At 71.9% G+C, this 24373-nt stretch carries 25 protein-coding genes and 1 pseudogene; 15 read left to right on the forward strand and 11 right to left on the reverse strand.

Annotated features, from left to right (window positions below):
* Positions 1-21 precede the first annotated feature (21 nt).
* Complete coding sequence (locus BLS56_RS15820) at positions 22-648, reverse strand: TetR/AcrR family transcriptional regulator (RefSeq protein ID WP_091451080.1); 627 nt, start codon at positions 646-648, stop codon at positions 22-24.
* 67 nt (positions 649-715) lie between these two features.
* Here BLS56_RS15820 and BLS56_RS15825 point away from each other — a divergent pair, with 67 nt between their 5' ends.
* The 3 genes from BLS56_RS15825 (at position 716) to BLS56_RS15835 (ending at position 2602) form a co-directional block, all read left to right on the forward strand.
* Entirely contained in the window at positions 716-1462 is a 747-nt protein-coding gene (locus BLS56_RS15825; RefSeq protein WP_139190725.1) for an SDR family NAD(P)-dependent oxidoreductase, read from the forward strand.
* Between the two features lie 181 nt (positions 1463-1643).
* Positions 1644-2027: a nuclear transport factor 2 family protein gene (locus BLS56_RS15830; protein WP_091451086.1), complete on the forward strand. Its 384-nt coding sequence runs from the start codon at positions 1644-1646 to the stop codon at positions 2025-2027.
* Positions 2024-2602 (forward strand): hypothetical protein, encoded by a 579-nt coding sequence (locus tag BLS56_RS15835; RefSeq protein WP_091451089.1) that lies wholly within the window; start codon positions 2024-2026, stop codon positions 2600-2602. Before BLS56_RS15830 ends, BLS56_RS15835 begins: the two co-directional genes overlap by 4 nt.
* A 100-nt stretch (positions 2603-2702) precedes the next feature.
* Here the strand turns inward: BLS56_RS15835 and BLS56_RS15840 are convergent.
* Positions 2703-3150, reverse strand: a pseudogene (locus tag BLS56_RS15840) (IS110 family transposase); the annotation flags it as partial.
* A 181-nt stretch (positions 3151-3331) separates the two neighbouring features.
* Here BLS56_RS15840 and BLS56_RS15845 point away from each other — a divergent pair.
* From BLS56_RS15845 to BLS56_RS15885, 9 genes are all read left to right on the forward strand, one after another.
* Positions 3332-4909: an amidohydrolase gene (locus BLS56_RS15845; RefSeq protein ID WP_091451092.1), complete on the forward strand. Its 1578-nt coding sequence runs from the start codon at positions 3332-3334 to the stop codon at positions 4907-4909.
* An 18-nt stretch (positions 4910-4927) separates the two neighbouring features.
* Complete coding sequence (locus BLS56_RS15850) at positions 4928-6100, forward strand: amidase family protein (RefSeq protein WP_194957327.1); 1173 nt, start codon at positions 4928-4930, stop codon at positions 6098-6100.
* A gap of 199 nt (positions 6101-6299) precedes the next feature.
* Complete coding sequence (locus BLS56_RS15855; RefSeq protein ID WP_228771669.1) at positions 6300-7505, forward strand: sensor histidine kinase; 1206 nt, start codon at positions 6300-6302, stop codon at positions 7503-7505.
* Positions 7505-8155 carry a response regulator gene (locus BLS56_RS15860; RefSeq protein WP_091451099.1) on the forward strand — a complete coding sequence of 217 codons (651 nt, stop codon included), beginning with the start codon at positions 7505-7507 and terminating at the stop codon, positions 8153-8155. The genes BLS56_RS15855 and BLS56_RS15860 overlap by 1 nt, the downstream gene beginning before the upstream one ends.
* 44 nt (positions 8156-8199) lie before the next feature.
* Positions 8200-9672, forward strand: coding sequence for a hypothetical protein (locus tag BLS56_RS15865; protein ID WP_228771670.1), 1473 nt, complete (start codon positions 8200-8202; stop codon positions 9670-9672).
* Complete coding sequence (locus BLS56_RS15870; protein ID WP_228771671.1) at positions 9669-10076, forward strand: FixH family protein; 408 nt, start codon at positions 9669-9671, stop codon at positions 10074-10076. Before BLS56_RS15865 ends, BLS56_RS15870 begins: the two co-directional genes overlap by 4 nt.
* 21 nt (positions 10077-10097) lie before the next feature.
* On the forward strand, positions 10098-11228 hold the full coding sequence (locus BLS56_RS15875) for a hypothetical protein (protein WP_091451104.1): 1131 nt from the start codon (positions 10098-10100) through the stop codon (positions 11226-11228).
* Between the two features lie 2 nt (positions 11229-11230).
* Positions 11231-11770, forward strand: a complete 540-nt coding sequence (locus tag BLS56_RS15880) for a hypothetical protein (protein WP_091451107.1) — start codon at positions 11231-11233, stop codon at positions 11768-11770.
* Positions 11771-12364: 594 nt separating this feature from the next.
* Positions 12365-13336 (forward strand): small ribosomal subunit Rsm22 family protein, encoded by a 972-nt coding sequence (locus tag BLS56_RS15885; protein WP_091451110.1) that lies wholly within the window; start codon positions 12365-12367, stop codon positions 13334-13336.
* On the opposite strand, the gene BLS56_RS15890 is transcribed toward BLS56_RS15885, so the two are convergent.
* The gene (locus tag BLS56_RS15890; protein ID WP_091451112.1) at positions 13291-14577 is read right to left on the reverse strand and encodes a helix-turn-helix domain-containing protein; all 1287 of its coding nucleotides are present in this window, start codon (positions 14575-14577) and stop codon (positions 13291-13293) included. The genes BLS56_RS15885 and BLS56_RS15890 overlap by 46 nt on opposite strands.
* Positions 14578-14799: 222 nt before the next feature.
* Between BLS56_RS15890 and BLS56_RS15895 the strand changes: the two genes are divergently transcribed.
* On the forward strand, positions 14800-15294 hold the full coding sequence (locus BLS56_RS15895; RefSeq protein WP_228771672.1) for a MerR family transcriptional regulator: 495 nt from the start codon (positions 14800-14802) through the stop codon (positions 15292-15294).
* Here the strand turns inward: BLS56_RS15895 and BLS56_RS31430 are convergent.
* From BLS56_RS31430 to BLS56_RS15910, 4 genes are all read right to left on the reverse strand, one after another.
* Complete coding sequence (locus tag BLS56_RS31430; RefSeq protein ID WP_175482855.1) at positions 15249-15668, reverse strand: class I SAM-dependent methyltransferase; 420 nt, start codon at positions 15666-15668, stop codon at positions 15249-15251. The two genes, BLS56_RS15895 and BLS56_RS31430, sit on opposite strands and share 46 nt — an antisense overlap.
* Positions 15608-15871, reverse strand: coding sequence for a hypothetical protein (locus tag BLS56_RS31435; protein ID WP_175482856.1), 264 nt, complete (start codon positions 15869-15871; stop codon positions 15608-15610). The genes BLS56_RS31430 and BLS56_RS31435 overlap by 61 nt, the downstream gene beginning before the upstream one ends.
* Positions 15872-15955: 84 nt before the next feature.
* Complete coding sequence (locus BLS56_RS15905) at positions 15956-16504, reverse strand: hypothetical protein (protein ID WP_091451118.1); 549 nt, start codon at positions 16502-16504, stop codon at positions 15956-15958.
* Positions 16505-16665: 161 nt separating this feature from the next.
* On the reverse strand, positions 16666-17847 hold the full coding sequence (locus BLS56_RS15910) for an LLM class flavin-dependent oxidoreductase (RefSeq protein ID WP_091451120.1): 1182 nt from the start codon (positions 17845-17847) through the stop codon (positions 16666-16668).
* A 228-nt stretch (positions 17848-18075) separates the two neighbouring features.
* On the opposite strand from BLS56_RS15910, the gene BLS56_RS15915 reads away from it, so the two are divergent.
* Entirely contained in the window at positions 18076-18795 is a 720-nt protein-coding gene (locus BLS56_RS15915; protein ID WP_091451122.1) for a DUF2306 domain-containing protein, read from the forward strand.
* Positions 18796-18950: 155 nt separating this feature from the next.
* On the opposite strand, the gene BLS56_RS15920 is transcribed toward BLS56_RS15915, so the two are convergent.
* Positions 18951-19292, reverse strand: a complete 342-nt coding sequence (locus BLS56_RS15920) for a winged helix-turn-helix transcriptional regulator (protein ID WP_091451124.1) — start codon at positions 19290-19292, stop codon at positions 18951-18953.
* A 698-nt stretch (positions 19293-19990) separates the two neighbouring features.
* Between BLS56_RS15920 and BLS56_RS15925 the strand changes: the two genes are divergently transcribed.
* The gene (locus BLS56_RS15925; protein WP_175482857.1) at positions 19991-22276 is read left to right on the forward strand and encodes a BTAD domain-containing putative transcriptional regulator; all 2286 of its coding nucleotides are present in this window, start codon (positions 19991-19993) and stop codon (positions 22274-22276) included.
* A gap of 60 nt (positions 22277-22336) precedes the next feature.
* Here the strand turns inward: BLS56_RS15925 and BLS56_RS15930 are convergent, their stop codons facing one another.
* Genes BLS56_RS15930 through BLS56_RS15940 form a run of 3 tightly spaced genes read right to left on the reverse strand, consistent with a single transcriptional unit; the run spans position 22337 to position 24318 of the window.
* Positions 22337-22876: a flavin reductase family protein gene (locus tag BLS56_RS15930; protein ID WP_091451128.1), complete on the reverse strand. Its 540-nt coding sequence runs from the start codon at positions 22874-22876 to the stop codon at positions 22337-22339.
* 1 nt (position 22877) lies between these two features.
* On the reverse strand, positions 22878-23105 hold the full coding sequence (locus BLS56_RS15935) for a ferredoxin (RefSeq protein ID WP_091451130.1): 228 nt from the start codon (positions 23103-23105) through the stop codon (positions 22878-22880).
* Positions 23098-24318: a cytochrome P450 family protein gene (locus tag BLS56_RS15940; RefSeq protein ID WP_091451133.1), complete on the reverse strand. Its 1221-nt coding sequence runs from the start codon at positions 24316-24318 to the stop codon at positions 23098-23100. The genes BLS56_RS15935 and BLS56_RS15940 overlap by 8 nt, the downstream gene beginning before the upstream one ends.
* Positions 24319-24373: the final 55 nt, after the last annotated feature.

Genomic DNA, 24373 nt, shown 5'->3' on the forward strand with positions numbered 1-24373 from the left:
CGTAGTCACTCTTCCCGGTCGTCAGGAAAGGCGCAGGACTGACCGGATCGCGAACTCCGCGTCCTCCCAGGCAGGCGCCCAGGGAAACCGCGGCTTGTTGATCCGCATCGACACCACGCCGTGCAGGATCTGCCAGATGACCACGGCCAGCCGCCACGGGTCGGCATCGGGAGTCTCGCCCGCGCGCATGGCTTCCCGCAGCGCCTCGACCGATGCGGTCAGAACGGTTCGGCCCGGGGTCGTGTCCAGTGCTGTCGTGTCCGGTGTGGACAGTGTGGGGAGGACGCGGCCCTCGTAGAGCACCTTGTAGCGGCCCGGTTCGAGCAACCCGTAGTCGAGGTAGGCGCGGGCGTGGGCGAGGACTTTGCGCACCGGGCTCGGCTCGTGTTCGGCCGCGTCGGCCAACGCGGCCTCCATGTCGCCGAACAGCCGGTCGAGCACGGCCTGCAGCAGGGCGGACTTGTCCTCGAAGTGGCGGTAGATCGACGGCGGGGTGACCCCGACGGCGTCGGCGACCGCGCGGATCGAGACCGCGCCCTCGTCACCGGTGTCGGCGAGCAGGCGGGCGGCGGCGTCGACGATCTGCTCCCGCAGCCGTCCGCCCTCGCCCCGGGGCGCCCGGCGGCGTCTCTCGGTGGTCTCTGGCACTTGACAAGGCTACAACATGGGTTAACTTATCACTCGTTACGTTAACGAGTGATACCTTGGAGTGGTGATGCACTTCCCTTCCGTGAAAGCCCTGGTCACCGGCGGCACCTCCGGCGTCGGCCGCGATCTGGCCCGCCAACTCCTGGCGGAAGGCGCCGCCGTGGCTATCTGCGGCCGCGACCCGGACCGGCTGGTCGAGACAGCGGAGGAGATGCCCGGCCTACATGCGATCCGCGCCGACCTCGCCCGCGAGGGCGACCTGGCCCGGCTCGTGGACACCGCAACCGAGGCGCTGGGCGGGCTGTCGCTGCTGGTGCACAACGCCGCCGTGCAACTCACCTACGACCTGGTCGGCCGCGACCCCGGCCCGCTGTTCGTCGACATCGACGCCGAGATCGCGACCGACCTCATCGCGCCGATGAAGCTCACCGCGCTCGCCCTGCCGCACCTGCTCGCCGCGCCCGCCGCCGCGGTGGTGACGGTGTCCACGGCCTTGGCCGTATCGCCCAAGCGCAGCGCCCCCGGGTACGCGGCCGCGAAGGCGGGACTGCGCGCGTTCACCAAGGCCCTGCGCTATCAACTCGACCACGACGCCCCCACGGTGGCCGTGGTGGAGGCGATGCTGCCCCTGGTCGACACGCCGATGACCGCTGGCCGAGGCGCCGCGAAGATCACTTCGGCCGCCGCTGCCGCCGAACTGCTCGCAGGCCTGCGCGCCGCCCGCACCGAGATCCACATCGGCCGGGCGAAGACTTTCCTTGTCCTGCACCGCATCGCGCCCCGCCGCGCCGACGCCCTGCTGCGCGACGCTTGAGGTTTCGGGTTCGCCGCGGCATTCGCCGTGTGACGGCCTGAGCGGGCGCGCTGACATTCGGCGGTGCGCGAACCCCAGGCAGCCCTAGCCGCAGGCCGGTGTTCCACGACGGCGCGGCCGCAACCAGATCCGCCGTGCCGGTGTTCTGTTCCACGACAGCCGAAATCCTTGGGAGAACAGCATGAACGCGTCCCTTGTCCGTCGCCTCTACGCGGCCATCGAAGCGGATGAGTCCGCCACCGTGGCGAGTCTGGTCGCACCGGATGTCCTGCTCCGCGTGCCCGGAAACCATCCCGCCGCGGGCGATTACGTCGGCACGGCAGGCCTCGCCGAGTTCCTGGCCGCTTCCGCCGCCATCGCTCCCGGCGGCGCCCACACCGAGGTCATCGATATCCTCGGTGGCGACAACCACGCCGCCGTGTACGCCATCACCCGTGCCGAGCGGCCGGGCAGACCGCCGCTGGCCAATCCCACCCTGCACCTGCTGGAGATCCGCCACGGCCGCGTCCTGCGGGTCTGGTTCCACAACCGGGACCAGGCCTCCGTCGACGCCTTCTGGTCGTGACCGCCATGTCCCGGACCGTGGCGACGGCGGGCGCGGTGCTCGCCGTGATCCTCACCCCTATCCAGTCCGCTGTCTACAATGGATCGGAAGCGCCGCCCCTGGTTCGGCTTCTGTCCCCACTGACCGAACCGGCGCTGTCCTTTGCGGACTGGCTAGGGCTGGACGCGTACCACTTCTACGGCCGCATGGTCGCCCTGGTCTACCTGACCACCTTGCTGGCACTGCGTTGCCTGCGCCTGGACTCGCGGTGGTTCCGGGCGTGCGTCGGCCTGTTCGCCGTCGCGTTCGCGGGCGACGTGCTCACCTACTGGTTCGGCGACCCGGGTGAGATCGGGTTCGCCGTCGAGACCGCGGGTCTCGCCGGGGCCTTGCTCGCGTTAGCCTGCTGCGCCCGGGACGCCCACGCCTCCGCAAGGCTGACGCGGGTTGGAGCCTGGGCGTTCGGTCTCACCGCCCCGGCGGTGGTGGTCGTGTTGTCGCTCGTGCAATACCTACCGCACGCGGCGCTGCTCCCGGTGGCCGTGGTGACGGCGACAGTCACCAGGAAAACCGAGGTCGCCGCCGCAGTCGCGTGACCGCCGTGGCGAGCCGGATGAAGCAGGTCAAAAGTGAGGGGGGTGCCCCTATGCGGTTGTCAGGCCGCCGCAGGGGCGGGAGTGCTTGCCCCCGATGTCGGGGGATGGAGGTCAGGACCGGAGCCAGAGGGCGCATCGAGCATCCCTTCGATCTCGTCGGCCACCGCTTTCCGTTGCTGGAGCCGCGTTTTGGGGCTGTCGGTGAGTCTGGGCCGGACCGTGTCGGCCGCCGTGGTGCCCGGGGCGGTCACGGTTTGTCCATCCAGGGCGGTCAAGATCTGGTCGACCAGGTTGTCACCCATGCGGGGCGCGTGTGGGTGGCGACCGCGCCGTCCGGCCTTGCGGATGCTTGCGGGACCGCCGCGGCGGGACAGGATCTCCAGCACCGCGGTGTGGGTGACGCGGGGACCGAGGACGCGTTCGAGTGCGGGGTGGATGCCGGTGAGCAGGCCGTGTATCCGGTTGGACAGTTGTGGCCTCGGCGGCCAGGTCGTCGTCGAAGCGATCAGGACCCCGAGTTCGGCCAGGGCGTCGTCGCCGTTGTCGACGGGGGCAGCCGGGAGATCGCGTTGTCGGGCGTTGGCCGGGCCTGCGCAGGTCGCGGTGCTTGCCTTGCGTCCATAGCGGGGCGGTGTGCGGAGCGAACTTTGGGCATCGGGACTCCGCCACCGCGGCTCAAGGCCGTCGCGGTCACTCAACACCTGGTGGGGCACGGTCTAAGTTGGGACTGTGCTGGACTTGCGGCTGGTCGACGCGACCATTCACACCATGGACCCCGCCCATCCCGTCGCGCGCGAGGTCGGGGTGTGGCGGGGTCGGGTGGTCGGGGTTGACGACGAGGTGGCGGACTTGCCCGCGCGGCGGGAAGTGAGCCTGGGCGGGGCGACGGTGCTGCCCGGGTTCGTCGACGCCCATGTGCACCTGGCGTGGGCCGGGATGCGCGAGGGTGGGGTGAGTGTCGCGCCGTGTGAGCGGGTCGACCACGTGTTGGCGGTGATCGAGCGGGCCGCCGCCGCGGCGCCGGTGGGGGAGTGGGTCGACATCGTCGGCTACGACCAGCGGGCACTGGGCAGACACCTCACCGCGGGCGAACTCGACGCGGTGAGTGGTGGGCGGAAGGTGTTCGTGGTCCACGACTCCGGGCACGCGTGCGTGGTCAACACCGCGGTCACCGCCCTGTTGCCGCTCGGCGTCACCCACGACGACGGCGTGCTCACCGAGGGCGGCATGGCCGCCGTCCGGGACCTGCGGCAGCCCTACTCGGTGGCCGAGGTGTCCGCCGCGATCACCCGGGCGGCGCGCACCTGCCTGTCCGAGGGGGTGACCACGGTCGCCGAAGCGGGCATCGGCGGCGGGCTGATCACCCACAGCCCGATCGAACTCGCCGCGTACCAGCACGCCCTCGACACCGGGCTGCTGCCGATCCGGGTCCAGGTGATGGTCGCCGCGAGCCTGCTGCGCGACCTCGGCGCGCACCCGACCGATGACACGCCGCGCGCCATGGATCTGGGGCTGCGCACCGGCTTCGGCGGCGACCGCGTCGGCATCGGCGCGCTCAAGGTGTTCACCGACGGCGGCATGATGGCCCGCACCGCCGCGCTCACCGCCCCCTACATCGGCTCCGGCCACAGTGGACAGCTCTACGCCGACGCCGACGAGCTGCGCAGGCTCATCACCGACGGCCACCGCGCCGGGTGGCAGCTCGCGGTGCACGCCATCGGCGACCGCGCCGTCGACCTGGCCCTTGACGCCATCGCCGACGCGCAGCGCGCCCACCCACGCCCAGCGCCCCGGCACCGGATCGAGCACGCGGGCCTGGTCCGCCCCGACCAACTGGCCCGGTTCGCCGCGCTCGGGCTCACCGCCGTCATCCAGCCCAATTTCCTGTGGTACCTCGGAGACGACTACGCCGACATCATGGGCCCGGAGCGCGCGGACTGGCTTTACCGGGGCCGCGGCTTCCTCGACCACGGCGTCGCGCTCGCGGGCAGCTCGGACCGCCCGGTCACCACTGGCGCGCCACTGCGCTCGATCCAGTTCATGGTCGAGCGCCGCACCGCCACCGGCCGCCCAGTCGGCCCCGACGAGGCGGTCACCGTGCTGGAAGCCTTGCGCGCCTTCACCATCGACGCCGCCCGCGCCTGCCGCCTTGAGGACTCCCTCGGCAGCATCACCGCGGGCAAACACGCCGACTTCGCCGTCCTCGCCGCGGACCCGACCACCACGCCCCCGGGCGCGATCGGCGATATCGAGGTGGTCGCGACCGCCGTCGCGGGCGCCGTGGCCCACGGCGAGCGGTTGTGGTGATCGGGCGCTCGTCGCCCGGTGATCTCAGACGGCGGCGATAACCGGGTGGTCGACCAGGCGACGTACCTGGGCCTGAGCGCGCGGCGGATCGCGGAACTGGTCAACACCCGGGAACTGGCCGCGGTGGATGTGGTCCGGGCCGCCCTTGCCCGGCTCGCCGAGGTCGACGGGTGGTTGCGCGCCTTCCGCGACCACTGGCCCGACCAGGCCCTGGCCGAAGCAGTCGCGGTGGACAGGGCTATCACAGCGGGGCGGCGGCTGCCGTTGGCCGGGGTCCCGCTCGGGGTGAAAGCGTGGGAATGGCCGGACAGCCCGCAGATCCGACGGCTGCGCGCGGCGGGATGCGTCCCGATCGGCGCCACGTCCGTGCCGCGCGGCACCGACTGGCAGACCTGGGGCCACACCGACCGCGGCCCCACCAGCAACCCCTGGCGCCCGGACCTGTCCCCGGGCGGATCGTCCGCGGGTTCGGCGGCGGCCGTCGCGGCGGGGATCGTCCCCCTGGCCACCGGCACCGACGGCGCGGGCTCGATCCGCGTCCCGGCGGCCTGGTGCGGTGTCGTCGGCCTCAAACCCACCGGCCGCGGCCGGGTGCCCGGTCCCCTGGCCCGTTCGGCCGCCGACGCCGCCGCCTACCTGGGCAGGACCCTCCATGCCACCTGGCCACCTGTCGACCAGAGTGGTCCGCCCGGGTGTGCGTTGCCGGTTGCCGCGGCGTGGTCGGCTGATCTTGGTCTGTGCGAGGCGGACGCGAGAATCGTCGCCGTCGCTCGTAGTGCCGCGGATCGGCTCACCGCGGGCGCGGGGATCGTCTGGGGCGACCTCGATGTTCGGCTGCGCGATCCCGGCGCGGCTTGGCGGGCGCTGCGGGACCCGGCCGCGGACCACACCGAGGCCAAGGCCGTCCGCGCCCGCAACGACGCCGTGCTCTCGGCGGTGTTCGATGCGGTCGACCTGGTGGTCACACCGACCACGCCTCGGCCGCCGCATGGCCATGACGGGCCGGGGGAGCATCTGTCGGTCGCGTTGACCTGGGCCGTCAACCTCAGCGGCCACCCCGCGGTCAGCGTCCCCGCCGGACTGTCCGACGGCGTCCCGGTCGGTTTGCAACTCATCGCCGCTCCCGGGCGAGAGGACCTGCTGCTGGCGGTCGCCGCGGCAGCCACCGGTAGTGGAGTGATCGCCGGGTGAGCTTTGTTCAGCGCCTTCTCACCCCAGATGAAGCCGAACACCTGCTCGTCGTGGGGTTCTCGGCGGTCGTGGTGCCGGGTGGTCGTGCGGTTGTGGACCTTCAGTGCCTCTCACCGATAAGTGCCGGATGCCGGAGGCGGTCGGGTTTGAGGTGGGGCGGGGTGGCTTGACTGAACGCGGGCCGTGTCAAGCTGGCGGGGTGTTGGACACGGCGGTGGTGCTGCGGCGGCAGTCTCTGGCGGTGGCCGGGTTTTGCGCCGTCGCCGATGTCGGCGTGTTGGTCGTGTTGTGCCCGGGGCTGTGGTCGGCGCCGGTGGGGTGGGTGGCGGTGGCGCTCACGGTGCTGGTCGACCTGGCGTTGGCCGCGCCCGCGCGGCTTTCCGGGGTGGTGGCCGTCGGGCACGCCGTGCTGCAGGTGGTCGGGCCCGCGCTGCTCAGCGGGGTCGGGCCGTACCGGGGGAGCAACGAGGCCGGGCTGCTGGTCGCCGGGTATCGGGTGGGGGCGTGGTCTGGGCGGTGGGAGTCCACCGTGGCGATGGCCGCCCTGGCAGCCGGGGTGGTCGGCGGGCGGTTGCTGCAACCCGGGCGCTACCTGCTCACCGACTGGCGGATGATCGCCTTGGACGTGCTCGCGTCCGCGCTGCTGCCCTGGCTCGTTGGGCGCAACACCACCACCCGGCGGGGACATCTCGCCGAGCTTGAGCAGCGGGAGAGCCGCAGGCGCGCGGAGGAACGCGCCGCCATCAGCCGGGCGGTCGCCGAGGAGCGCACCGCCATCGCGCGGGATCTGCACGATGTCATCTCGCACCATGTCAGCGCTATCGGCGTCCACGCGGGCGCGGCGCGGCTGGCGTTGAGCGATAGCACGGTGCCGGTGAACGCGGGTCCGGTGGTTCCGGAGAGCACCGTGCGGCGGTCGCTGTCCGCGGTCGAGACCGCGAGCCGGTCGGCGATGGTCGACCTGCGCCGACTGCTCGACCTGCTCCAGCGCGGCGACGACGGCGCGGTCCGCCAACCGGGGCTCGACGACCTGGACGACCTGGTGGCGGGCATCCGCGCCGCCGGGCTGTCGACGCGGGTGGTCACCGCGGGGCCGATCGGGGACGTGCCGCCGTCGGTGGACGTCGCGCTCTACCGGGTCGTGCAGGAGGCGTTGACCAACGCGCTCCGCCACGGCGGCGGGAGCGCCGAGGTCGTCGTGCGCAGGCGTCCGGGGGACGTCGTCCTCACCGTCACCAACGACACCGCGGACGGCCAGGCCCCGACCGGGGGCGGGCGGCGCGGCCTGGCGGGCATCCGGCAGCGCGCCGCGCTCTTCGGCGGCGAGGTCGACTGCGGGCCCACGCCGGACGGTCTGCGCTGGACCGTGCGGGTTACCGTGCCGCTGGAAAACCGGGAGAGCTGATGGTCCTGAGCGTCCTGCTCGCCGACGACCACGCCATGTTCCGCTCGGGTATGCGTGCGATCCTCGACACCCAGGCCGACCTCGACTGCGTCGCCGAGGTGGGCGACGGGGCCGCCGCCGTCCGCGAGATCGCCCGGCTGCGGCCGGACGTGGCCGTGGTGGACATCCGGATGCCGCGGCTGGACGGGCTCGCCGCCACCGAGGAGATCATGGCCGCGACCGACAACCGGACCAAGGTTCTCGTGCTCACCACCTTCGACCTGGACGAATACGTCTACCGGGCGCTGCGGGCAGGCGCGAGCGGCTTCCTGCTCAAGAGCCTGCCGCCGGAGGAGATGATCTCCGCGATCCGCATCGCGGCCCGCGGCGACGCGCTGATCGACCCCTCGGTGACCCGACGCCTCGTCTCCCGGTTCACCGCCACCCTGTGGCCATCGGCGAGCGAGCACGACAAGCTGACCTCGCGGGAACGGGAGGTGCTGCTGCTGTTGGCGGACGCGTTGAGCAACGCCGAGATCGCCGCCGAGTTGAACATCGGCGAGGAGACGGTGAAGACGCACGTCTCCCGCGTCCTGGCCAAGCTCGGCCTGCGCGACCGCGTGCACGCGGTCGTCTACGCCCACCGACACGGCCTGGTCCACCAGCCTTAAGGGCAGCGTCCCCCGGACGGGGGACGTCGGAGTCCCCTCTTGTCATGACGATCTCAGTCCCGTCCCTCGGTAGCGTCCCGGTCGTGCGGAGTGGGGCTCGACTGATCGCGGTGCTTGTGCTGGCGCTGACGCTGGCCATGCCGTCGACCGCGCACGCCGACGGCGGCCCGATCGGCGCCGACCTGCACATCGCCCAGACCCTCGGCGACCGCGAACTCACCGTCGTGGTCCGCCGCGCCGACGGCGCGCCCGCGCCGGTGCGCGTCGATGTGATCACCCACGCGGGCGGCCCAGCCGGGACGCTGCGGCTGCGGCTGATCCCGCCGGGCGCGTCGCCGGTCAGCGAGACCACGCTTGCCTTGGCCGCCGACCCCGGCCCGCACAGCGCGACCCTGCGCGTCGACCGCTTCGGCGCCTGGGAACTCGAACTCAGCGATGGCGCGCACGTCGCCCGGGTCCCGTTCACCGTGCCGCAGCGGGTCACGCTCGCCTGGGAGAGCGCGGCCTACGGCGGGTTCGTCGCGGCGGGCGGGTTCCTGCTGGTGGCGCTGCTGCTCGCGGCTCGGCGCAGCCGGTTGACCCTGGTGCCGGTGGCGGGTGTGGTGGTGGCGCTGTCGGTGGCTCTGACCGCGGCGCTGCTGTCGCCGACCATCGGAGTGTCCACCGTGGAGGCCTCCCGGCCCGCGGTGAACCTCGCGGCGCGGCCGATCGGACCGGCCGCGGCGGGGCAGCCGGTGGAGGTGGCCCTGCGGTTCACCGACAGCGCGACGGGCCGGGTCGCGGACGACTTCCTGGTGCACCACAACGCCCTGGTGCACCTCGCGGTGGTGAGCCCCGGCGGCCACCTCGCCCACCTGCACCCGGTGCGCGCCGCCGCGGGCGACTACCGGGTCCGGTTCGTCCCGAACGAGGGCGGCAGGCACGCCATGGCAGCCGAGGTCGCGCGGCTCGGCGGGGGTGTGCAACTGGTCCGCGCCGCGATCGAGGTCACCGGCCCGGCCTCGGCGGAGCCGCCCGCGGTGCTGGTGGGCGCCGAGGACGGTCCCGGCCCGCGGGCCCCACTGGAGTCCCCCGCGGTTCGCGGCGGTGGATCGGATGTTCCTGGAGGTTCGGTGTCGGTCGGTGGTCCTGGCGCTGACGTTCCCGTCGGGGGCGGGCGGACGGCTCGGGTGACGGTCGGGGCCGTGCGGGTGGGGCGACCCGCCACGCTGACGGTCGACTTCGGCGGGCCCGCGGACCTGCAACCGTGGCTCGGGATGCGCGGGCACCTGATCGTGCTCGGCCCGTCGCCCGCCGAGACCGTGTGGGCGCACGTGCACGCCATGACCCCGACCACGCCCGGCGCCACCGGGGGACAGCCCGACGAGACGGTCGCCGCCTACGACCCGCGCGTCGAGTTCACCTTCACCTTCCCCGAACCGGGGCGCTACCGGCTGTGGTTCCAGGCCGAACGCGACTACCGGGTGCTGACCGCGCCCGTCATGCTCGACGTCCCGCCCGCCGGGGAGCAGCGGTGACGCCGCGCGGGAAGGCGGTGCTCGCGGTGACCGTCGCCGTGGTGATCGCCGCGCTGGTCTGGGTGTGGCGGCTCGGCGGCGACGACGCGACGCTCGACCTGCGGGCCGGGACGCCGAGTTACGCGGTGCGGCTGACCGTGGCCGACCCGCGCGTCGGCGCCAACTCCGTCCTGGTCGAACTCACCGACACCGACGGGCGGCCGGTCGCCGCCGACGAGGTCACCGTCGAACCGGTCATGGTCGACATGGGCCACGCCCTGACCCCGGTCACCGCCGTCGCCGAGGGCGGGGGGCGGTACCGGGCCGACCGGACCGACCTGCCGATGGCCGGGCCGTGGGAAATCACCGTCGCCGTCCGCCGCGCCTCGACCACCGAGCACGCCGTCTTCAGCCTGATCGTCTAGTCCCGTTCCCCAGGAGGCACGATGGATCTCACCGCACCGGGCGCGCACGGCGTCCGGGCCGCCGCGACACCGCGGACGGCCGCGCGCGGTATGCCCACCGCCATGGCGCTGCTGGCGGGCAGCGTGCTCGGCCTGGTCGGGCTGACCTGGGACGTGCAGTGGCACACCGACGTCGGCCCGGACACGTTCTTCACCCTGCCGCACCTGTTCATCTACGCGGGCAGCGCGCTCAGCGGCCTGGCCGCGCTCGTCGCCGTCCTCGGCGCGACCGCGGCCGCCCGCGCGGGTCGCCCGCTCGATCCCACGGTCGGCGGCGCGTCGGTCGGGGTGTTCGGCCGGACCTTCACCGCCCCGGTCGGCTACCTGATCTCGGGGGTCGGCGCGGCCGTCTTCCTGCTCTACGGCATGTGGGACCTGTGGTGGCACGGCGTATACGGCTTCGACGCGGTCATCGACTCGCCCCCGCACATCGGGCTGCTGCTGTCCGGAATCGTCACCATGGTCGGCACGATCATGGTCTTCGCCGCGGCGGCGGAACACCGCTGGGGCCGGGTGGGCACCGACGTCTCCATCGCCCTGACCGCCGCGAACGTCACCATCACTGTCCTGGGCCTGACCGACGTCGGCGGCCCCGTCGACGCTGTGCACACCGCGATGGCCTGGCTGGTGGTGATCCTCCTGCTGACCGCCGCCGGATTCCGCCCCACCCGAGGCGGCGCGGTGATCATGGCCGGCTGGCTCGCCGTCATCCAGGCCGTGACCTGGTGGTTCTCTCCCTGGGCCGCCTACGCCTACGCCGACGCGGTGGGGTTGCCGGTGCGCGACTACATCAACGGCGTCCCCGTCATGCCCGCGCTGATGCCGATGGCGCTGATCGCGGTCGCCCTGCTGATCGAACCAATCCTCAAAGCGGCCCGCGCCCACGGCAACCGCTGGCTGCCGGTGGCAGCGGGCGCGGTGGCAGGCGCGCTGGTCGCGGCCCTACAGGGCATCCAAGACTCGATCGTCTACACCTACCCCACCCCCGGCCCCGGCACCCTGCTCCCCACCGCCGTGGCAGGCGCCCTGCTCGGCGCGCTCGCCGGACACCTCGGCTGGCGCTTCGGCCACATGCTGCGCCTGGTCAACCGCACCCGACCGGAAGGAAACTGACCATGCGCGTCCGACTGCGCAGGCAGGCCACCCTGCTCGCCACCGTCGCCGGGCTACTGCTCGCCGCCACCCCGGTCGCGCAGGCCTACGAGCCGGTCAACATCGTCCACACCGAGAAGGTCCAGGCGGGCCCGTACCCGATCACGGTCGGTTTCAGCACCTGGCCACTGCGGGCCATCCAGTCCCTCGACTTCACCTTCGCCCCAGACGGCGGCATCGAGGGCAAGTCCGGCACCCTCACCATGACCCCCGCCACCCGGTCCACCGAGTCGCGAAAACGGCCCCTGGTCCGCCACCCCCGCAAACTGGAAGTGTGGGGCTTGGACATCCGCGCCTTGGAAGAACAGGGCGATTGGACGTTCCGGTTCCGCCTCGATGGTCCAGAAGGCCCAGGTGAAGGCGCGCTGACCCTGACCGCCTTGGAGCCTCCGGGCCCTCCGATGGCTTTGAACTGGTCGCTCAGCACTCTTCCACTGATCGGCTTGGTCGCTTTCCTGGCCATCGCCTGGCGTCGGACGCGCGCGGAGGTGCTGGCGGGGTAGCGATGCGGCTGGCTGGTGGGGGCTGGTTGGTGGCGTGTGGTTGGTGGGGCTGGATCGGGTGGAGTGGTTTCTTCGGGGCCCCTACGAAGGAAGATCGCCGTGTGAAAGACGGGTGGGAAGCCTTCGGCCGCACACGTGCGGAGCCAGCTTGGCGATCTTCCTTCTCCCCCGAGGAAACCACTCCACCCGATCCAGCACTTGGCGGGCGTGGGGCACCAAGGCGGTACCTCGGTTTGCCAGTCAGGTCCGCGCCCCTGCCAGGCGTGTAGGGCTTGCCCAGTGTCTGAGGGAGCGGAACAACACACCCGCCACTTGCGAACCGGCTCCCGGCTGCCGGGTACTCGGTGGGGTAGGGGAGGGCACCTGCCCTCCTGCCAGGCTTCTGGTGGCGGAACCGAGCAGCGAACCTGCCCTCCTGCCAGGCAGAACCAGTGCCCGCCCAGCAGACCCCACAGCCACGCCCCCCTAGAAGCCACCCATCGAGCCAACCCACGAGAGCAGGCTCCCGCAGAGCCACCCATCGAGCACCCCGGAACCAGCCCTCAAGCCAGCCACGCAGAACCCGGAACGGCACCGCCGGCATCATTGCCCATCATGTCCACCCTGCCCGCCGACCTCTCCACCGCGCTCGACACCGAGCTGGCGCGGTTCCCGGCCCAACGGATGGCGGACGCGGTCCAAGGACTGATCCACCGTTACCGCGCCGGTGTCGATCCCACCGAGCAGGTGCTCGACGCCGATCTCACTGTCGCCGCCTACGCGGCCTACCGGATGCCCGCGACTTTCGCCGCCGTGTCAGCCGCCCTGCGGCAGGTTGCCATGGTCGCACCCGATTTCGCACCCCGATCCCTGATCGACCTTGGCGGGGGAACCGGAACCGCTGTCTGGGCGGCAGCGCGCACTTGGCCCTCGCTGGCCGAAGTGACCGTGCTGGAGCAGTCGACACCCGCGATCGCCCTGGGAAAGCGGCTCGCCGCGCGGTCGGAGGTCGCGGCTGTGCGGGGCGCGATCTGGCAGCGAGCGGTCATCAGTGGTGCTGTCACCGGCCAGGCGGATGTGATCACACTGTCCTATGTGCTCAATGAACTCGCCGCTCAAGCCCGGGCCGAGGTGGTGACCTCGCTCGCGGAGCGGGCCGGGGTCGTGGTCATTGTGGAACCGGGCACGCCTGTGGGCTATGAGCGGATCGTCGCCGCGAGAGATGACTTGATCCGGGCGGGGATGCGCGTCGTCGCGCCCTGTCCGCATAGCGGGACCTGTCCTATTCCGCGTGGCAAGGACTGGTGCCACTTCGCGGAGCGGCTCAACCGCAGCGCGCTGCACCGGAAGTTGAAAACCGGTGCTCTCGGCCACGAGGACGAGAAGTTCGCCTATGTCGCCGCGACCCGCGCCGACTGGGGTGCCGCGAACAACAGAGTGTTGCGGCATCCGCGTAGCCGCAAGGGGTTGGTGTCCCTGCGACTGTGCACAGGCGACGGTGCCCTCACCGACACCGTTGTGACGAAACGAGACCCTGAGGCCTACCGCGCCGCCCGGGACGCGGGGTGGGGCGATCCCTGGCCCTGAGTCCTTTTCGGACTGCGCAGCGCACGGGCGCGTAGCGCGATCTCGATGGCGAAGCGCTTCTCGTGGTCGGTGAGGCTGTCGCCGAACAGGTCTTCGAGCTGGTGCAGGCGGTAGCGGACCGTCTGCGGGTGCACCGAGAGCCGGGTGGCCACCTCGGCGACGCCGCCGCGGGTCGCCAGCCAGGCCAGCAGGGTGCTCTCCAGGCGTTCGCGCTGCTTGTCGGTCAGGTCCGCGAGCGGGGCCAGCACATTCTCGGCGATCCGGTCGACCAGGAACTCGTCGGACAGCAGGGCCAGGGTGGTGAGGTGGTCGTCGCAGCGGATGAGCTGCCTGCCGCTGAGCACGCCGCGGTTGGCGAGTTCGACCGCGCGGCGGGCCAGCGCAAGCGAGCGGGGCGCGTCCGCGGCGTCGACCGTGGGACCGACCGCGCCGCGCCGGACGCCGAGCCGGGCCGTCACCGCGACGAGGGTCGCCTCGTCCGGGTCGGGCAGGACGAGGCAGGGCTCGTAGCTCTCCAGGTCGACCAGCACGCTGTCAGGGAACATCGCGCGCGGCGTCGGGACCTTGCTTTCCAGGTACTCCAAGGCGATCACGGCCAGCCGCTCGGGCATGACCCAGTCCGCGCTCGCGGCCAGCGCGGCCAGCGTGGTGGCCGGGGTCGCCGTCTCGGCCACCAACAGCCGCAGCAGCTCCCGCCGCCGTCGCTCGCGGGCGCCGCTCGCCTGCGCCTGGGCCTCGGTGTAGCCCTCGACCGCGACCGCGCACATCTCGTCGACGTAGACGAAGATCGCGTCGGCGATGGCGAAGAGCACCTCGGCCGACACCCCCGCCGCCTGGCCCTCGGCGCTCAGGTGCCGCCAGGCGACCCGGGCGCCGACGCGCACCGCGGTCTGCAGCGCGTCGGTGGTGCGGCCTTCGAGGAACTCGACCCGCCCCGCGCGGCGGAACGCCGCCGCCCACTCGTCCTGGCGGGCGTCGGGGTTGCCCAGGTAGTCGTATGCCTGCCGGACGGCCACGTCGACGCTGCCGACCAGCAGCTCACGGAACTTGCCCGTCAGCGGGCGCTGATAGGCCGCCACCGCGCGCTGGATCTCGGTGATCGCGTCGGCGGTGATCTGGCCCGCGAGGGGCCGCAGCCGTTCCGCGAACTCGGGCGGGACGGTCGCCCAGATCCGGTGAGCGGCGCTGCGTGAGTCAGTGCGGGGACACGCAGCGGCGGCGCTGGACTTGTGCATCAGCATGCAGGGCTACTCCGATGTGACAAATGGACGAATAAGGGCTACCCCGACCGCCGTAGGCTGTGGCGGGACGATAAGAGCAGCTGATCGTCATTGTCAATAATTCGCACATTGCGGTCGTGCGAACTGAATTCGTTGAGATGACAACTTGTTCCGCGGTTCGGAATCCGCCCTGCCTGGTCACGGTGGACAGTCCATTACGGATGTCCGGATCGGAGGTAGAACGTGATCGGCGTCTCGCTCGCCGCGTCCGCCTTGACGGTGGAGCGGGGTGTGCAAGTTAATGTGAACATGAACTCCGGCGAGATGAGCATCGGCGAACTGGCCCGCCGCTTCGGGCTCGCCCCGCACGTGTTGCGGCACTGGGAGTCGATGGGCCTGCTGACGCCGAGCCGCCGGGTGAACGGGCGGCGGCGCTACGACGACGGGCACCTGACCGACATCGCGATCATCCAGCTCGGCAAGGACAGCGGCCTGTCGCTCGAGCGGCTGCGCTACCTGCTCGCGGAGGGGGTCGGACGCGCCGACCGGGCCGCGCTGCTGCGCGCGCACCGGGCGGCGCTGGCCCACCGCATCGCCGCGGCGCAGGCGTCGCTTGAGGTCGTCGACCACGCGCTCGACTGCGCCGCGCCGGATTTCCGCCGCTGTCCGGACTTCCTCGCCAAGGTCGAGGACTATCTGGCCGCGGCGTCGGTCGACCGGGCGGCTCCCGAGGGGTGAAGGCGGGCGTCGAGCCGCGGCCCCCGCCTGGCCGGGCGGCGGCGCACCGAATCGGCCGCCACCGCGGGGTGCGCGCGCAACGCGGCCATCGCGGGTTCCATGTCGGTGAAGCGGAAGTCGTAGAGCGCGAGCACCCCGTCCGGACGGGTGACCCGGGCCAACTCGGCCATGGCCGCGACCGGGTCGGGCCAGTGGTGCAGGGCCAGGCTGGAGACGGCCACATCGACCGAGTCGTCGGCGAACGGCAGGCGCGCCACGTCGGCGACGTGCAGACTGACGCCCGAGCCCGCCAGGTCCCGCTCGGCGACGGCGATCATGTCCGGCGACAGGTCCACCCCGTGCAGCGCCACATCGGGCCGGGTGGCGGACAGCACGCGCAGCAGCCCGCCGGCCCGGCGCCCACGTCCAGCACCGTCGCGCCCTCTCCCGCCAGAAACTCCACATCGGACGCTATGGCGCGGTAGAGCCCGGACATCGTCCAGTCCGCCCGGCGGGCGTAGCCCTCGCTCGCCCGCCGGTCGAAGCCGTTGTCGTGGCCCCGGTGCACGGCCCCGTGCAGACGTTCGCGCAGTCCCATGGTGGTTCTCCTCATGTCGGTGAACGGACACCGCGACTGTGCCAATTCAGGTCGACATGAGGTCAAGGGCCGCGAAATCGCCGTTCAGGCCACCGCGCATGGCGACGGGGCCACCGCGCCCAGCGCGGTGGGCAACGGCCCGGTGGTCGTGGTGGTCGGCGGCGGCGTGGTGGTGGTCGTGGGCGGGTCGACGGTGATCGGCGGCCCGTACTCGGCCAGGCGGTTGCCCGAGCAGAGGCCGGTCTCGATCACGAAGTCGCTTGGGTCGCCGGTGGCGAACACGACGTATTTCTCCCACACGATGAGTTTCGTGCCGCAGGTGGCCGTCTCCACGTAGGTCTCGACATTGACCAGGATCGGCGCGCTGCCCTTGTAGCTGTGCAGGCGCAGCACGAGATAGCGGCGCTTGTCGTCCCGGGTCTCCTCGGGGTCTCCGGCCACCAGCGTCTCACTGATGACCAGGCCTTCAAAGACGTGCTGGGCGCGCTGGTATTTGCTTCCCTCCCCGCCGGGAAAGCACGAGCACGCGCTCGCCGAGGTCACGAACAGGCCGACGAGCATGGTCGCGGCCAGCGCGATCACCGCGAGAACGCGCCCGAGCCGCCGGTCGCGCCGAGCGTGAAAGGGGGACATGCCGTTCCTCCAGACCCTCCAGCGGGATTGCTGGAGCCAGCTTAGAATCGGGTTCCAAAAGGACAACCGCCGTTCGCAGCAGCATTCGCCGCGGCAGGAACACCGCCGAGCACGGCGATGAGTGTGAATGGCTCCGTTTTTGGCATGTCCGGATAACCGTTTCAGTCCTTGTCGAACTCGGCGATGAGCTCGCCGGTCAGCCGGATGCTGGTCATCACCTGCTCCGCGCCCAGGTTGCCGATCTGGTGCAGGCACAGTAGTCGGTCGATGCCGAGGTCGGCGTAGGCGCGCAGCTTCTTCCGGCAGGTGTCCGGGCTGCCCACGATCAGCGACTGTTGCGCGCTGAGCACGTCGAACAGTTCGTCGTCGGGGATGTCCTCGCCAGCCAGGATGCGGCCGATGAGCACCTGCGCCGGGGTCGGGCCGGTGGCCGCCGCGGCCTCGGCGCGCAGGAAGTCCCCGGTCAGGCCGCCGCCCGCCGGGTCGGCCAGGATCGCCTGCTGGCGCTCGACCATGCGCTGGAAGTCCGTGCCCGCCTCGAAGAAGTTCAGCGCGGTCACCGTGTACCAGGCCGCCGCCGCGGCGGCGCCGTTGCGCATGGCCTGCTCGTCGGTCTCGGCGCAGTGCACGAAGGTGAAGAAGCCGACCTGGTTGTTGACGAACGACCCGACCGGCTCGGCGCAGGCGTCGGCGGCCGCACGGTACAGCGCGATCATCCGCTCGACGCGGTCCAGCGACTCCCAGAAGGTCGTCCCGAGCACCCCGACCCCGCGCCCGCCCGCCTCCTCGAACGACGCCGGGCTCGCCGCGGCCTGCCACAGCGGCGGATGCGGGCGCTGCACCGGCTTCGGCGAGATCGACACGTCCCGGATGTCGAACCCGCCCGCGGTGTGCGAAAACCGCTCGGAGGTCCACATCTTCGGCACCATCTCGAACGCCTGCCGCGTCTGCTCGCGCACGTCATCGGGGTCGATGCCGAACAGCCGCCACTCCGGCACCGTCGACCGGGTCATCCCCAACTCGACCCGCCCGCCACTGAGGTGGTCCAGCGTCGCCGCCCGCTCCGCGATCCGAATCGGATGGTTGAACCGCGTCGGCGCGAGCACCGCGGAGTGGCCGAGCCGGATGCGGCTCGTCTGCTGGGAGATGGCCGCCAGCACCAGCTCCGGCGCGGACGACAGGCTGAACTCGCCCGCCCCGTGGTGCTCCACCTGCCACCAGCACCCGTACCCCAGCTCGTCCGCGGCCTTCGCCTGCTCGATGGCCTGCTGGAACCGCCGCTGCTCGGTGTCGGCGGACCAGGGGCGGGGGTTCTGGATCTCGTTGAAGATGTCGATCTTCATCGGGGCCTCCTTGCGGGTGCGGCGGCGGTGGCGCGGTCGATCAGGGAGAGAGTCACCGCCGGGCGCGGTTTCGTTACCGGCCGCCCGCGGCCGGGGAAGGCTGATTGTCCACTGAGGAGCGTGAATGGTGGGGCTGTCCCTACCCGCTGTCGGGGTGTTCGCCGGATGGAGGCTGGGCCGGGTGGTCCCTAGCGTCTGGGGCGATGTCGACGCGAGGGGGAGAGTGGGATGGCCATCGCCGGTGCTGAGGTCGATCGGGAGGCTGGGCGCGGGGATGAACGGCCGCGCCGGTCGTGGTGGCCGCGGCCGTGGGTGGCGCCGCTGGGGGCGGTGATCGTGGTTTTCCTGGCCTTCTCGCTGCCGCCGTACCTGGGGCTCGACGCGGGGCGGTCCCGGGTGCCCGCGCCAGAGGGGTTCGCCGCGCACTACCCGGTTCTGCTGGTGCACATCGGGTTCGGGCCGGTGGCCATGGTGAGCGGGTTTCTCCAGGTGTGGCCGTGGTTTCGCGGACGCTTTCCGCGGGCGCACCGGCGGCTGGGGCGGGTCTACGTCTTCGCGGGGGTGCTGCCCGCGGCGGTGGCGGGATTCGTGGTGGGGGTGGTGTCGCCGTTCGGGCCGGTGGCCAGGGTCAGCGCGATGGTGTTGGCCCCGGTGTGGTTCGTGACCACGGTCGTCGGGTACCGGCGGGCCCGGCAGCGGCGGTTCGGTGAGCACCGGGAGTGGATGATCCGCAGCTTCGCCCTCACCGTGTCCACGATCACCAACCGCTTCTGGGCTCCGGTGGTGGCGGTGGTCCTCACGCCGTCGCTGGACACGACCTTCGGCGGCAGCGAACTCGCGCTGGGGCAGGCGATCGCCGGGATCACCGCGTGGCTGGGCTGGACGCTGCCGCTGCTGGGCGTCGAGTGGTGGCTGCATCGGCGGCCCAGCCGCCGGACGGCGGGGTGAGGCCCCGGGCGAATGCGAGCGGATCGCCGTGCGGCCCCTGGCCGCACGGCGACCGGCTATGCCTGGATGACTAGATCACCGCCCGCGGACGCGCTTTATGACCGAATTGTCTCCCGAATTTCCTGCCGCGGCTGACAGGATCCGGCCGCAGGCGGTTATGCCACGCCATTGGTGGTGTGCTGGATGCCCATCACGTTCTCTTCCGCCCATCGGCTCAGCGGGGTGAGCGCCTCGGTTAGGGAAATTCCGAGGGCGGTCAGCGAGTATACGACTCTGGGTGGGACCTCGTCATATGTTTCGCGGTGGACGAGACCGTCCTCCTCCATCTCGCGCAGGTGCTGGCTGAGCACCTTCTCGCTCACCCCCACCACCTGTCGCTTCAACTCGCCGAACCGTCGGTGCTGTAGGCTCAACTCCCAGAGAATGAGCACTTTCCACTTGCCATTGATGATGTCGACGGCGGCGTCGAGGCCGCACACGTAGTGCTGGCGTTTCATATCCCCTGCCCCACTTACCACGAAGTAAGTACTCGCGACTTTGTAAGCGTAAGGATACTCTACGCAGGACGTGTCGTGGGCGGATTGCCGATAGGCGCTCCTGAGCAGCGGCGCGGCGCAGGCGCACAGCAGGCCATCGGACGGAGGAGGTCCCCACGGATGTCGCGGTCGCGATGTCGGATCGAAGACCACGAGCGGTCTGTCGCCTGCGGGGACGATGGGGTGTCCGGCCGTCCGGCGGGCCGGGCGGCCCGCCCCGGCCCCGGAATTCGCCGGGCGGGCCGGAGCGCCGGTCGGTCCGTGTGATCTCATCGGCAATGGTGGCGAAAATTTCGCCAATGCGCTTCAATCGAACTGTCGGGTGACTTATGGGGGTTGGCTCCGGGCAATTGCGGAGAGAGTTTTCTGGGGATTGCTGATGTTCGCTCGGCCGCCGCGGCGCGGTGGCCCCGGTCGGGTCGGGGCCGATCGGCGATTGTTCCGTTTCCAACTCCGTCTCCGGCGGATTCGCGTGGTCGTCGCGGTGCTGCGACGGGCGCGGACGCTGTCGAGTCCGATTGACGTGGCGCGCCCGGTGTCGGTGGGGTCGGCCGAAATCACCGCGGGCGGACCTGGTGTCGAGCCGGGAGCACGCGCGCCGTCGGTATGGCATTGCAAAATAGACTGGGGTATTTCGCATGCTACTGGGTGGGGGAACAATGCAGTTTCGGGTCTTGGGCCCACTTGAGGCGACGCTCGCCGAGCGCGCCGCCGCGCTGGGCGGCACCAAACAGCGAGCGACGCTCGGTTTCCTGCTGCTGCACGCCAACCACGTCGTCGCCACCAGCCAGCTGCTGCGCGCGCTGTGGCCGGAGGACGAGATGCCGACCTCGGCGCGCAAGATCCTGCAGAACGCGGTCTGGGGCCTGCGCGGCGTCCTCGACCTCGACGGCGGCTCGACCCGGCTGACCACCAAGGCGCCCGGGTACATGCTGCAGGTCGACGACGAGCGGGTCGACCTGTACCGCTTCCACCACCTGATCGCCCAGGGCCGGGCGGAGCTGGCCGCGGGCAAGCCAGCGCAGGCCCGGCAGCTGCTGCGCGACGCGCTGGGGCTCTGGCGCGGCCCAGCCCTCGCCGACCTGGTGGAGATCGGCATCGCCTGGCCGAAGCTGGCCGAGGTGCAAAGCGCCCGGCTGGACGCGCTGGAGGACTGCTTCGAGGCCGAACTCGGCTGCGGCCGCCACCAGGCTGTGCTCGGCGAGCTGGAGTCGATGGTGGCCGCGGAGCCGCTGCGGGAGCGCTCCTGCGGCCAGCTCATGCTCGCCCTCTACCGCTGCGGGCGCCAAGCCGACGCGTTGAGCGTCTACGCCCGGGTGCGCGCGGCCCTGGTCGAGGACCTCGGCCTCGAACCGGGGCACGACCTGCAACGGCTGCAGCACGCGATCCTCACCCACGACGAGGACCTGATCCGGCCCGTCGCCCAGCGCGACCGCGAGCGGATGACCCAGCGGGAACGGCTGGTCGTCCTTCCGCCGCTCGCCGAGCCCGCGGGCGAGCAGCCGCCCGTTGTGCCGTCGCCGCGCGCCGCGGCGGCCGAGCGCAGGCTGGTCACGGTGGTGCTGGTGCGCACCCAGCCCGCCGACGGGAGCCCGGAGCGGGTCGACGAGATCCTCGAACTGGCCAACGCCGTCATCCGCGAGCAGGCCGAGCGGGCAGGCGGCGTCGTCGCCGCGTCCATCGGCTCGGTCTCCCTGGTCGTATTCGGGACCCCGGACGCCCGCGACGGCGACTCGACCCGCGCGGTCCACGCAGCGCTGGACATCCGCCGCGGGCTGGCGGGGCTGCCCGGCACGCTCACCCGCTCGCTGCTGCCAGCGCCGGAACTCGCGGTGCGCATCGCCGTCGCGACCGGCGCGGCCCTGGTGCGGGAAAACGGCAGCCTGCCCTCGGTCAACGGGGCGCTGCTGGACGAGTGCCAGGCGCTGCTGGCGCGGGTGGCTCCCGGGCAGATCCGGGTCTGCGCGCGCACCCGCCAGCTCACCTGGTGCGCGATCCAGTACCACCACGTGGAAGAGCACCCAGGGGAGTACCTGGGGGACAACCGAGGGGACTGGCAGGTGCGGCGGGCGCTCGACCACGAGCACATCGCCCCGCACACGATGCCGATCATCGACCGGGAGCGCGAGCTTGAGGTGCTGCGCGGGCTGCTGGAGCGGGCCGGGCACCGGGCGCGTCCGCACCTGGTCACGGTGTTCGGCGAGGCGGGCATCGGCAAGACCCGGTTCGTCATGGAGTTCGAGCGCCGGGTCGCGGTGCACGCCGAGACCGCGCGGTTCCTGGTCGGGCGCGTGCGGCCGTTCGCCGAGCACAACGAGTTGGCCGTGCTCGCCGAAACGGTGTTCTCCTACTGCGGCGCGACGCACGACGATTACCTTGAGACGAAACGGGAAAAGCTCGCGGGCGCCCTCCAGCGGCTGGTCGCGGGCGAGGAGGAGCGGGCCTGGCTGCTGTCCCGGCTGGGCTGCCTGCTGGACCTGCCCTCGGGGGTGCCCGCGGGAGTCGACGTCGGCGACCTGCTGCGGGCGTGGCGGTGCTTCCTAGAGGCGGTCGCGGCGCGGCGCCCGCTCGTCGTGGTCATCGATGACCTGCACTGGGCGGGCGAGCAGCTGCTGGGCTTCGTCGAGGACATGGCCGAGTCCGCGCGCCCGGTGCCGCTGCTGGTGGTCGTCACCGCCCGCCCGGAACTGCTGGAGCGCAGGCCCGGCTGGGGCGGCGGCCAGCGGCACTCGGCGACGATCACCCTCGACCCGCTCTCCGACGCGGCCATCGACCGGCTGCTGGAATACCTGGAGGCCACCACCGACCGCGAGCGCGCGGACACCGGCGGCCTGATCGCCCGACCGCAGCGGGACCTGCCCGACGCGCGCCGCGATGGCACAGGCACGCTCGTGATGTCCGCGCTCGACACCGCTGGGGACGACTGGCGGCTGAGACGGGTGTGAGGCTTCTCCCACCGGGAACGCCGACGGCCCAGGCGACACGAGCGCCTGGGCCGTCGTCCGCTACCGCTCGCGGTGCGCGAGTCGGTGGAACCGGCCGCGGTGGAACAGCAGCGCCTGCTCGCCCGAGCCGCGTCCGGCGGACAGCACCGCCCCCACGAAGATCGAGTGGTCGCCGCACTCGTAGGAGCCCGCGAGGTCGCATTCCAGCCAGGCCATCGCCCCGGACAGCAGCGGCGCGCGGGTGCGTGCCCCTGGCTGCCAGTCCAGGCCCGCGAACTGCGCGGGACCCAGCGGCCGCGCCTTGTCGGCGAAGTGCCGCGCGAGGTCTTCCTGCCCGGCGTTCATCACCGACACCCCGAACCGCCCGGCCGCGCTGATCGCGCCGTGCATCACCGCGGTGTGCGCGACGCAGCACAGCACCAGCGGCGGGTCGAGGGACAGCGAGGTGAACGCGTTCGCGGTCATGCCGTGGATGTGCTCGCCGCCGACGGAGAGCACGACGACGCCGGTCGCGAGTTCGCCCATCACCTCGCGCAGCGCCGAAGGGGTCACGGTTCCCGGGTCGGCGATCAGGTTCGCGGTCTTGCGGTTGTCGGCCATGTCATCCTTCCGCTCCGTCGAGGACCGGGGTGACCAGCACCGCCCCGGAGGGACAGCAGCCCGCCACGTCCTCCGCGGACTCGATCTCGGCCGCGCCGGTCACCAGCGCCGACCTCGGCTCGCCGACGCCGTCGCCGGTCAGCCGGAACAGGGCAGGGGCCAGCGTGGCGCACAGCCCCGAGGCAACGCACGCCCGCTGGTCCACCGCGAGCCGCGCCCGCTCAGCCATCGCCGTGCGGGCGGACGGGCAGCGACGTCAGGCTGCGCACGAGCCACATCTCGTCGTAGCGGAGTTCGTCGACGGGCACGGCAGGCGTCATCTTCGGGAACCGGCGCACGATGGCCGGGATCGCCACGCTCGCCTCCAGCCGGGCCAGCGCGGCGCCGAGGCAGTTGTGCAGCCCGAAGCCGAGGCCGACATGCCGGGGCACGGTGCGGGTGATGTCGAGCCGGTCCGGGTCGGCGAACCGGCGCGGGTCGCGGTTGGCCGAGGCGACCGCGGGGATCACCGGGGCGCCCTTGGGCAGCGCGACGCCGCCGAACTCCAGATCCTCCTTGGCGAAGCGGAAGAAGCCGACCGCGACGCCGCCGTTGAACCGCAGGAACTCCTCCACCGCCGAGTCCACCAGATCCGGGCGCGTGCGCAGCAGCTCCCACTGGTCGCGCCGCTCCAGCAGGGACAGCACCGTCGTGGCGATCAGGTTCCGGGTGGTGTCCAGCCCGGCCATGATCAGCACGGCCAGCATCGCGACCAGCTCGTCCTCGTTGAGCCGGTCGTCGCCGTCGCGGGCCTGGATCAGCGCGGTGGTCAGGTCGTCCGCTGGCTCCTGCCGCTTCTGCGCGATGAGGACCCGGCCGTACTCGGCGATCTCCTCGAACGCCTTTCGGGTGGCGTCCTCGTCCTCGGGATCGGTGTGGAAGGCCCGCTCGATGGCGTGCAGCATGTCGTTGTACCGGTCGAGCGGGAAACCGAGGATCTTGCCCATCACCTCGGCGGGGATGACGCCCGCGTAGTCCACCACGTCCGGGCGCTCGTGCCGCTCCAGGCGGTCGAGCGCCGCCTCCACGATGGCGTGGGTCGGCTCGTGCCACTGCGCCACCCGGCGCGGGGTGAACGCGCTCATCGCCAGCTTCCGGATGCGGGTGTGGTCGGGCGGGTCGAGCATGGTGATGATCCGCTCCACCGCCGTCCCCGAGCCGACCATCATCTTGGCGTCCATGAACTCCTGGCTCGCCCACGACGGCGGGTTCGAGCTGAAGCGGGGGTCGCCGAGCAGCTGGTGCACGTCGTCGAACCGGCTGACGATCCAGGTCCGGATGTTCCCCACCGGGAAGGCGAACTCGTGGACCGGCGAGTTCTCCCGCAGCCATTCGTAGGCGGGAAAGGGATTCTGGTAGAAGTCGTAGCCGAACAGTGCGGTCGGTGGTGCTGCCGTCGTCATCGGTGCCCCCTAGTCGCGGAAACGGCCGTCGTCGGCGCGCGCGGCCGAGCGTCGG

It is taken from the genome of Actinokineospora iranica, from assembly GCF_900101685.1.
Classification (GTDB): Bacteria; Actinomycetota; Actinomycetes; order Mycobacteriales; family Pseudonocardiaceae; genus Actinokineospora; species Actinokineospora iranica.

Bases quoted from the DNA above. Each gene is read 5' to 3' on its own strand.
- BLS56_RS31435 (WP_175482856.1), bottom strand. From the start codon at position 15,871: ATGGGACTGCGCGAACGTCTGCACGGGGCCGTGCACCGGGGCCACGAC.
- BLS56_RS15940 (WP_091451133.1), bottom strand. From the start codon at position 24,318: ATGACGACGGCAGCACCACCGACCGCACTGTTCGGCTACGACTTCTAC.
- BLS56_RS15930 (WP_091451128.1), bottom strand. From the start codon at position 22,876: ATGGCCGACAACCGCAAGACCGCGAACCTGATCGCCGACCCGGGAACC.
- BLS56_RS15830 (WP_091451086.1), top strand. From the start codon at position 1,644: ATGAACGCGTCCCTTGTCCGTCGCCTCTACGCGGCCATCGAAGCGGAT.
- BLS56_RS15885 (WP_091451110.1), top strand. From the start codon at position 12,365: ATGTCCACCCTGCCCGCCGACCTCTCCACCGCGCTCGACACCGAGCTG.
- BLS56_RS15860 (WP_091451099.1), top strand. From the start codon at position 7,505: ATGGTCCTGAGCGTCCTGCTCGCCGACGACCACGCCATGTTCCGCTCG.
- BLS56_RS15935 (WP_091451130.1), bottom strand. From the start codon at position 23,105: ATGGCTGAGCGGGCGCGGCTCGCGGTGGACCAGCGGGCGTGCGTTGCC.
- BLS56_RS15905 (WP_091451118.1), bottom strand. From the start codon at position 16,504: ATGTCCCCCTTTCACGCTCGGCGCGACCGGCGGCTCGGGCGCGTTCTC.
- BLS56_RS15915 (WP_091451122.1), top strand. From the start codon at position 18,076: ATGGCCATCGCCGGTGCTGAGGTCGATCGGGAGGCTGGGCGCGGGGAT.
- BLS56_RS15880 (WP_091451107.1), top strand. From the start codon at position 11,231: ATGCGCGTCCGACTGCGCAGGCAGGCCACCCTGCTCGCCACCGTCGCC.
- BLS56_RS15925 (WP_175482857.1), top strand. From the start codon at position 19,991: ATGCAGTTTCGGGTCTTGGGCCCACTTGAGGCGACGCTCGCCGAGCGC.
- BLS56_RS15890 (WP_091451112.1), bottom strand. From the start codon at position 14,577: ATGCTGATGCACAAGTCCAGCGCCGCCGCTGCGTGTCCCCGCACTGAC.
- BLS56_RS15825 (WP_139190725.1), top strand. From the start codon at position 716: ATGCACTTCCCTTCCGTGAAAGCCCTGGTCACCGGCGGCACCTCCGGC.
- BLS56_RS15910 (WP_091451120.1), bottom strand. From the start codon at position 17,847: ATGAAGATCGACATCTTCAACGAGATCCAGAACCCCCGCCCCTGGTCC.
- BLS56_RS15920 (WP_091451124.1), bottom strand. From the start codon at position 19,292: ATGAAACGCCAGCACTACGTGTGCGGCCTCGACGCCGCCGTCGACATC.
- BLS56_RS15875 (WP_091451104.1), top strand. From the start codon at position 10,098: ATGGATCTCACCGCACCGGGCGCGCACGGCGTCCGGGCCGCCGCGACA.
- BLS56_RS15865 (WP_228771670.1), top strand. From the start codon at position 8,200: ATGACGATCTCAGTCCCGTCCCTCGGTAGCGTCCCGGTCGTGCGGAGT.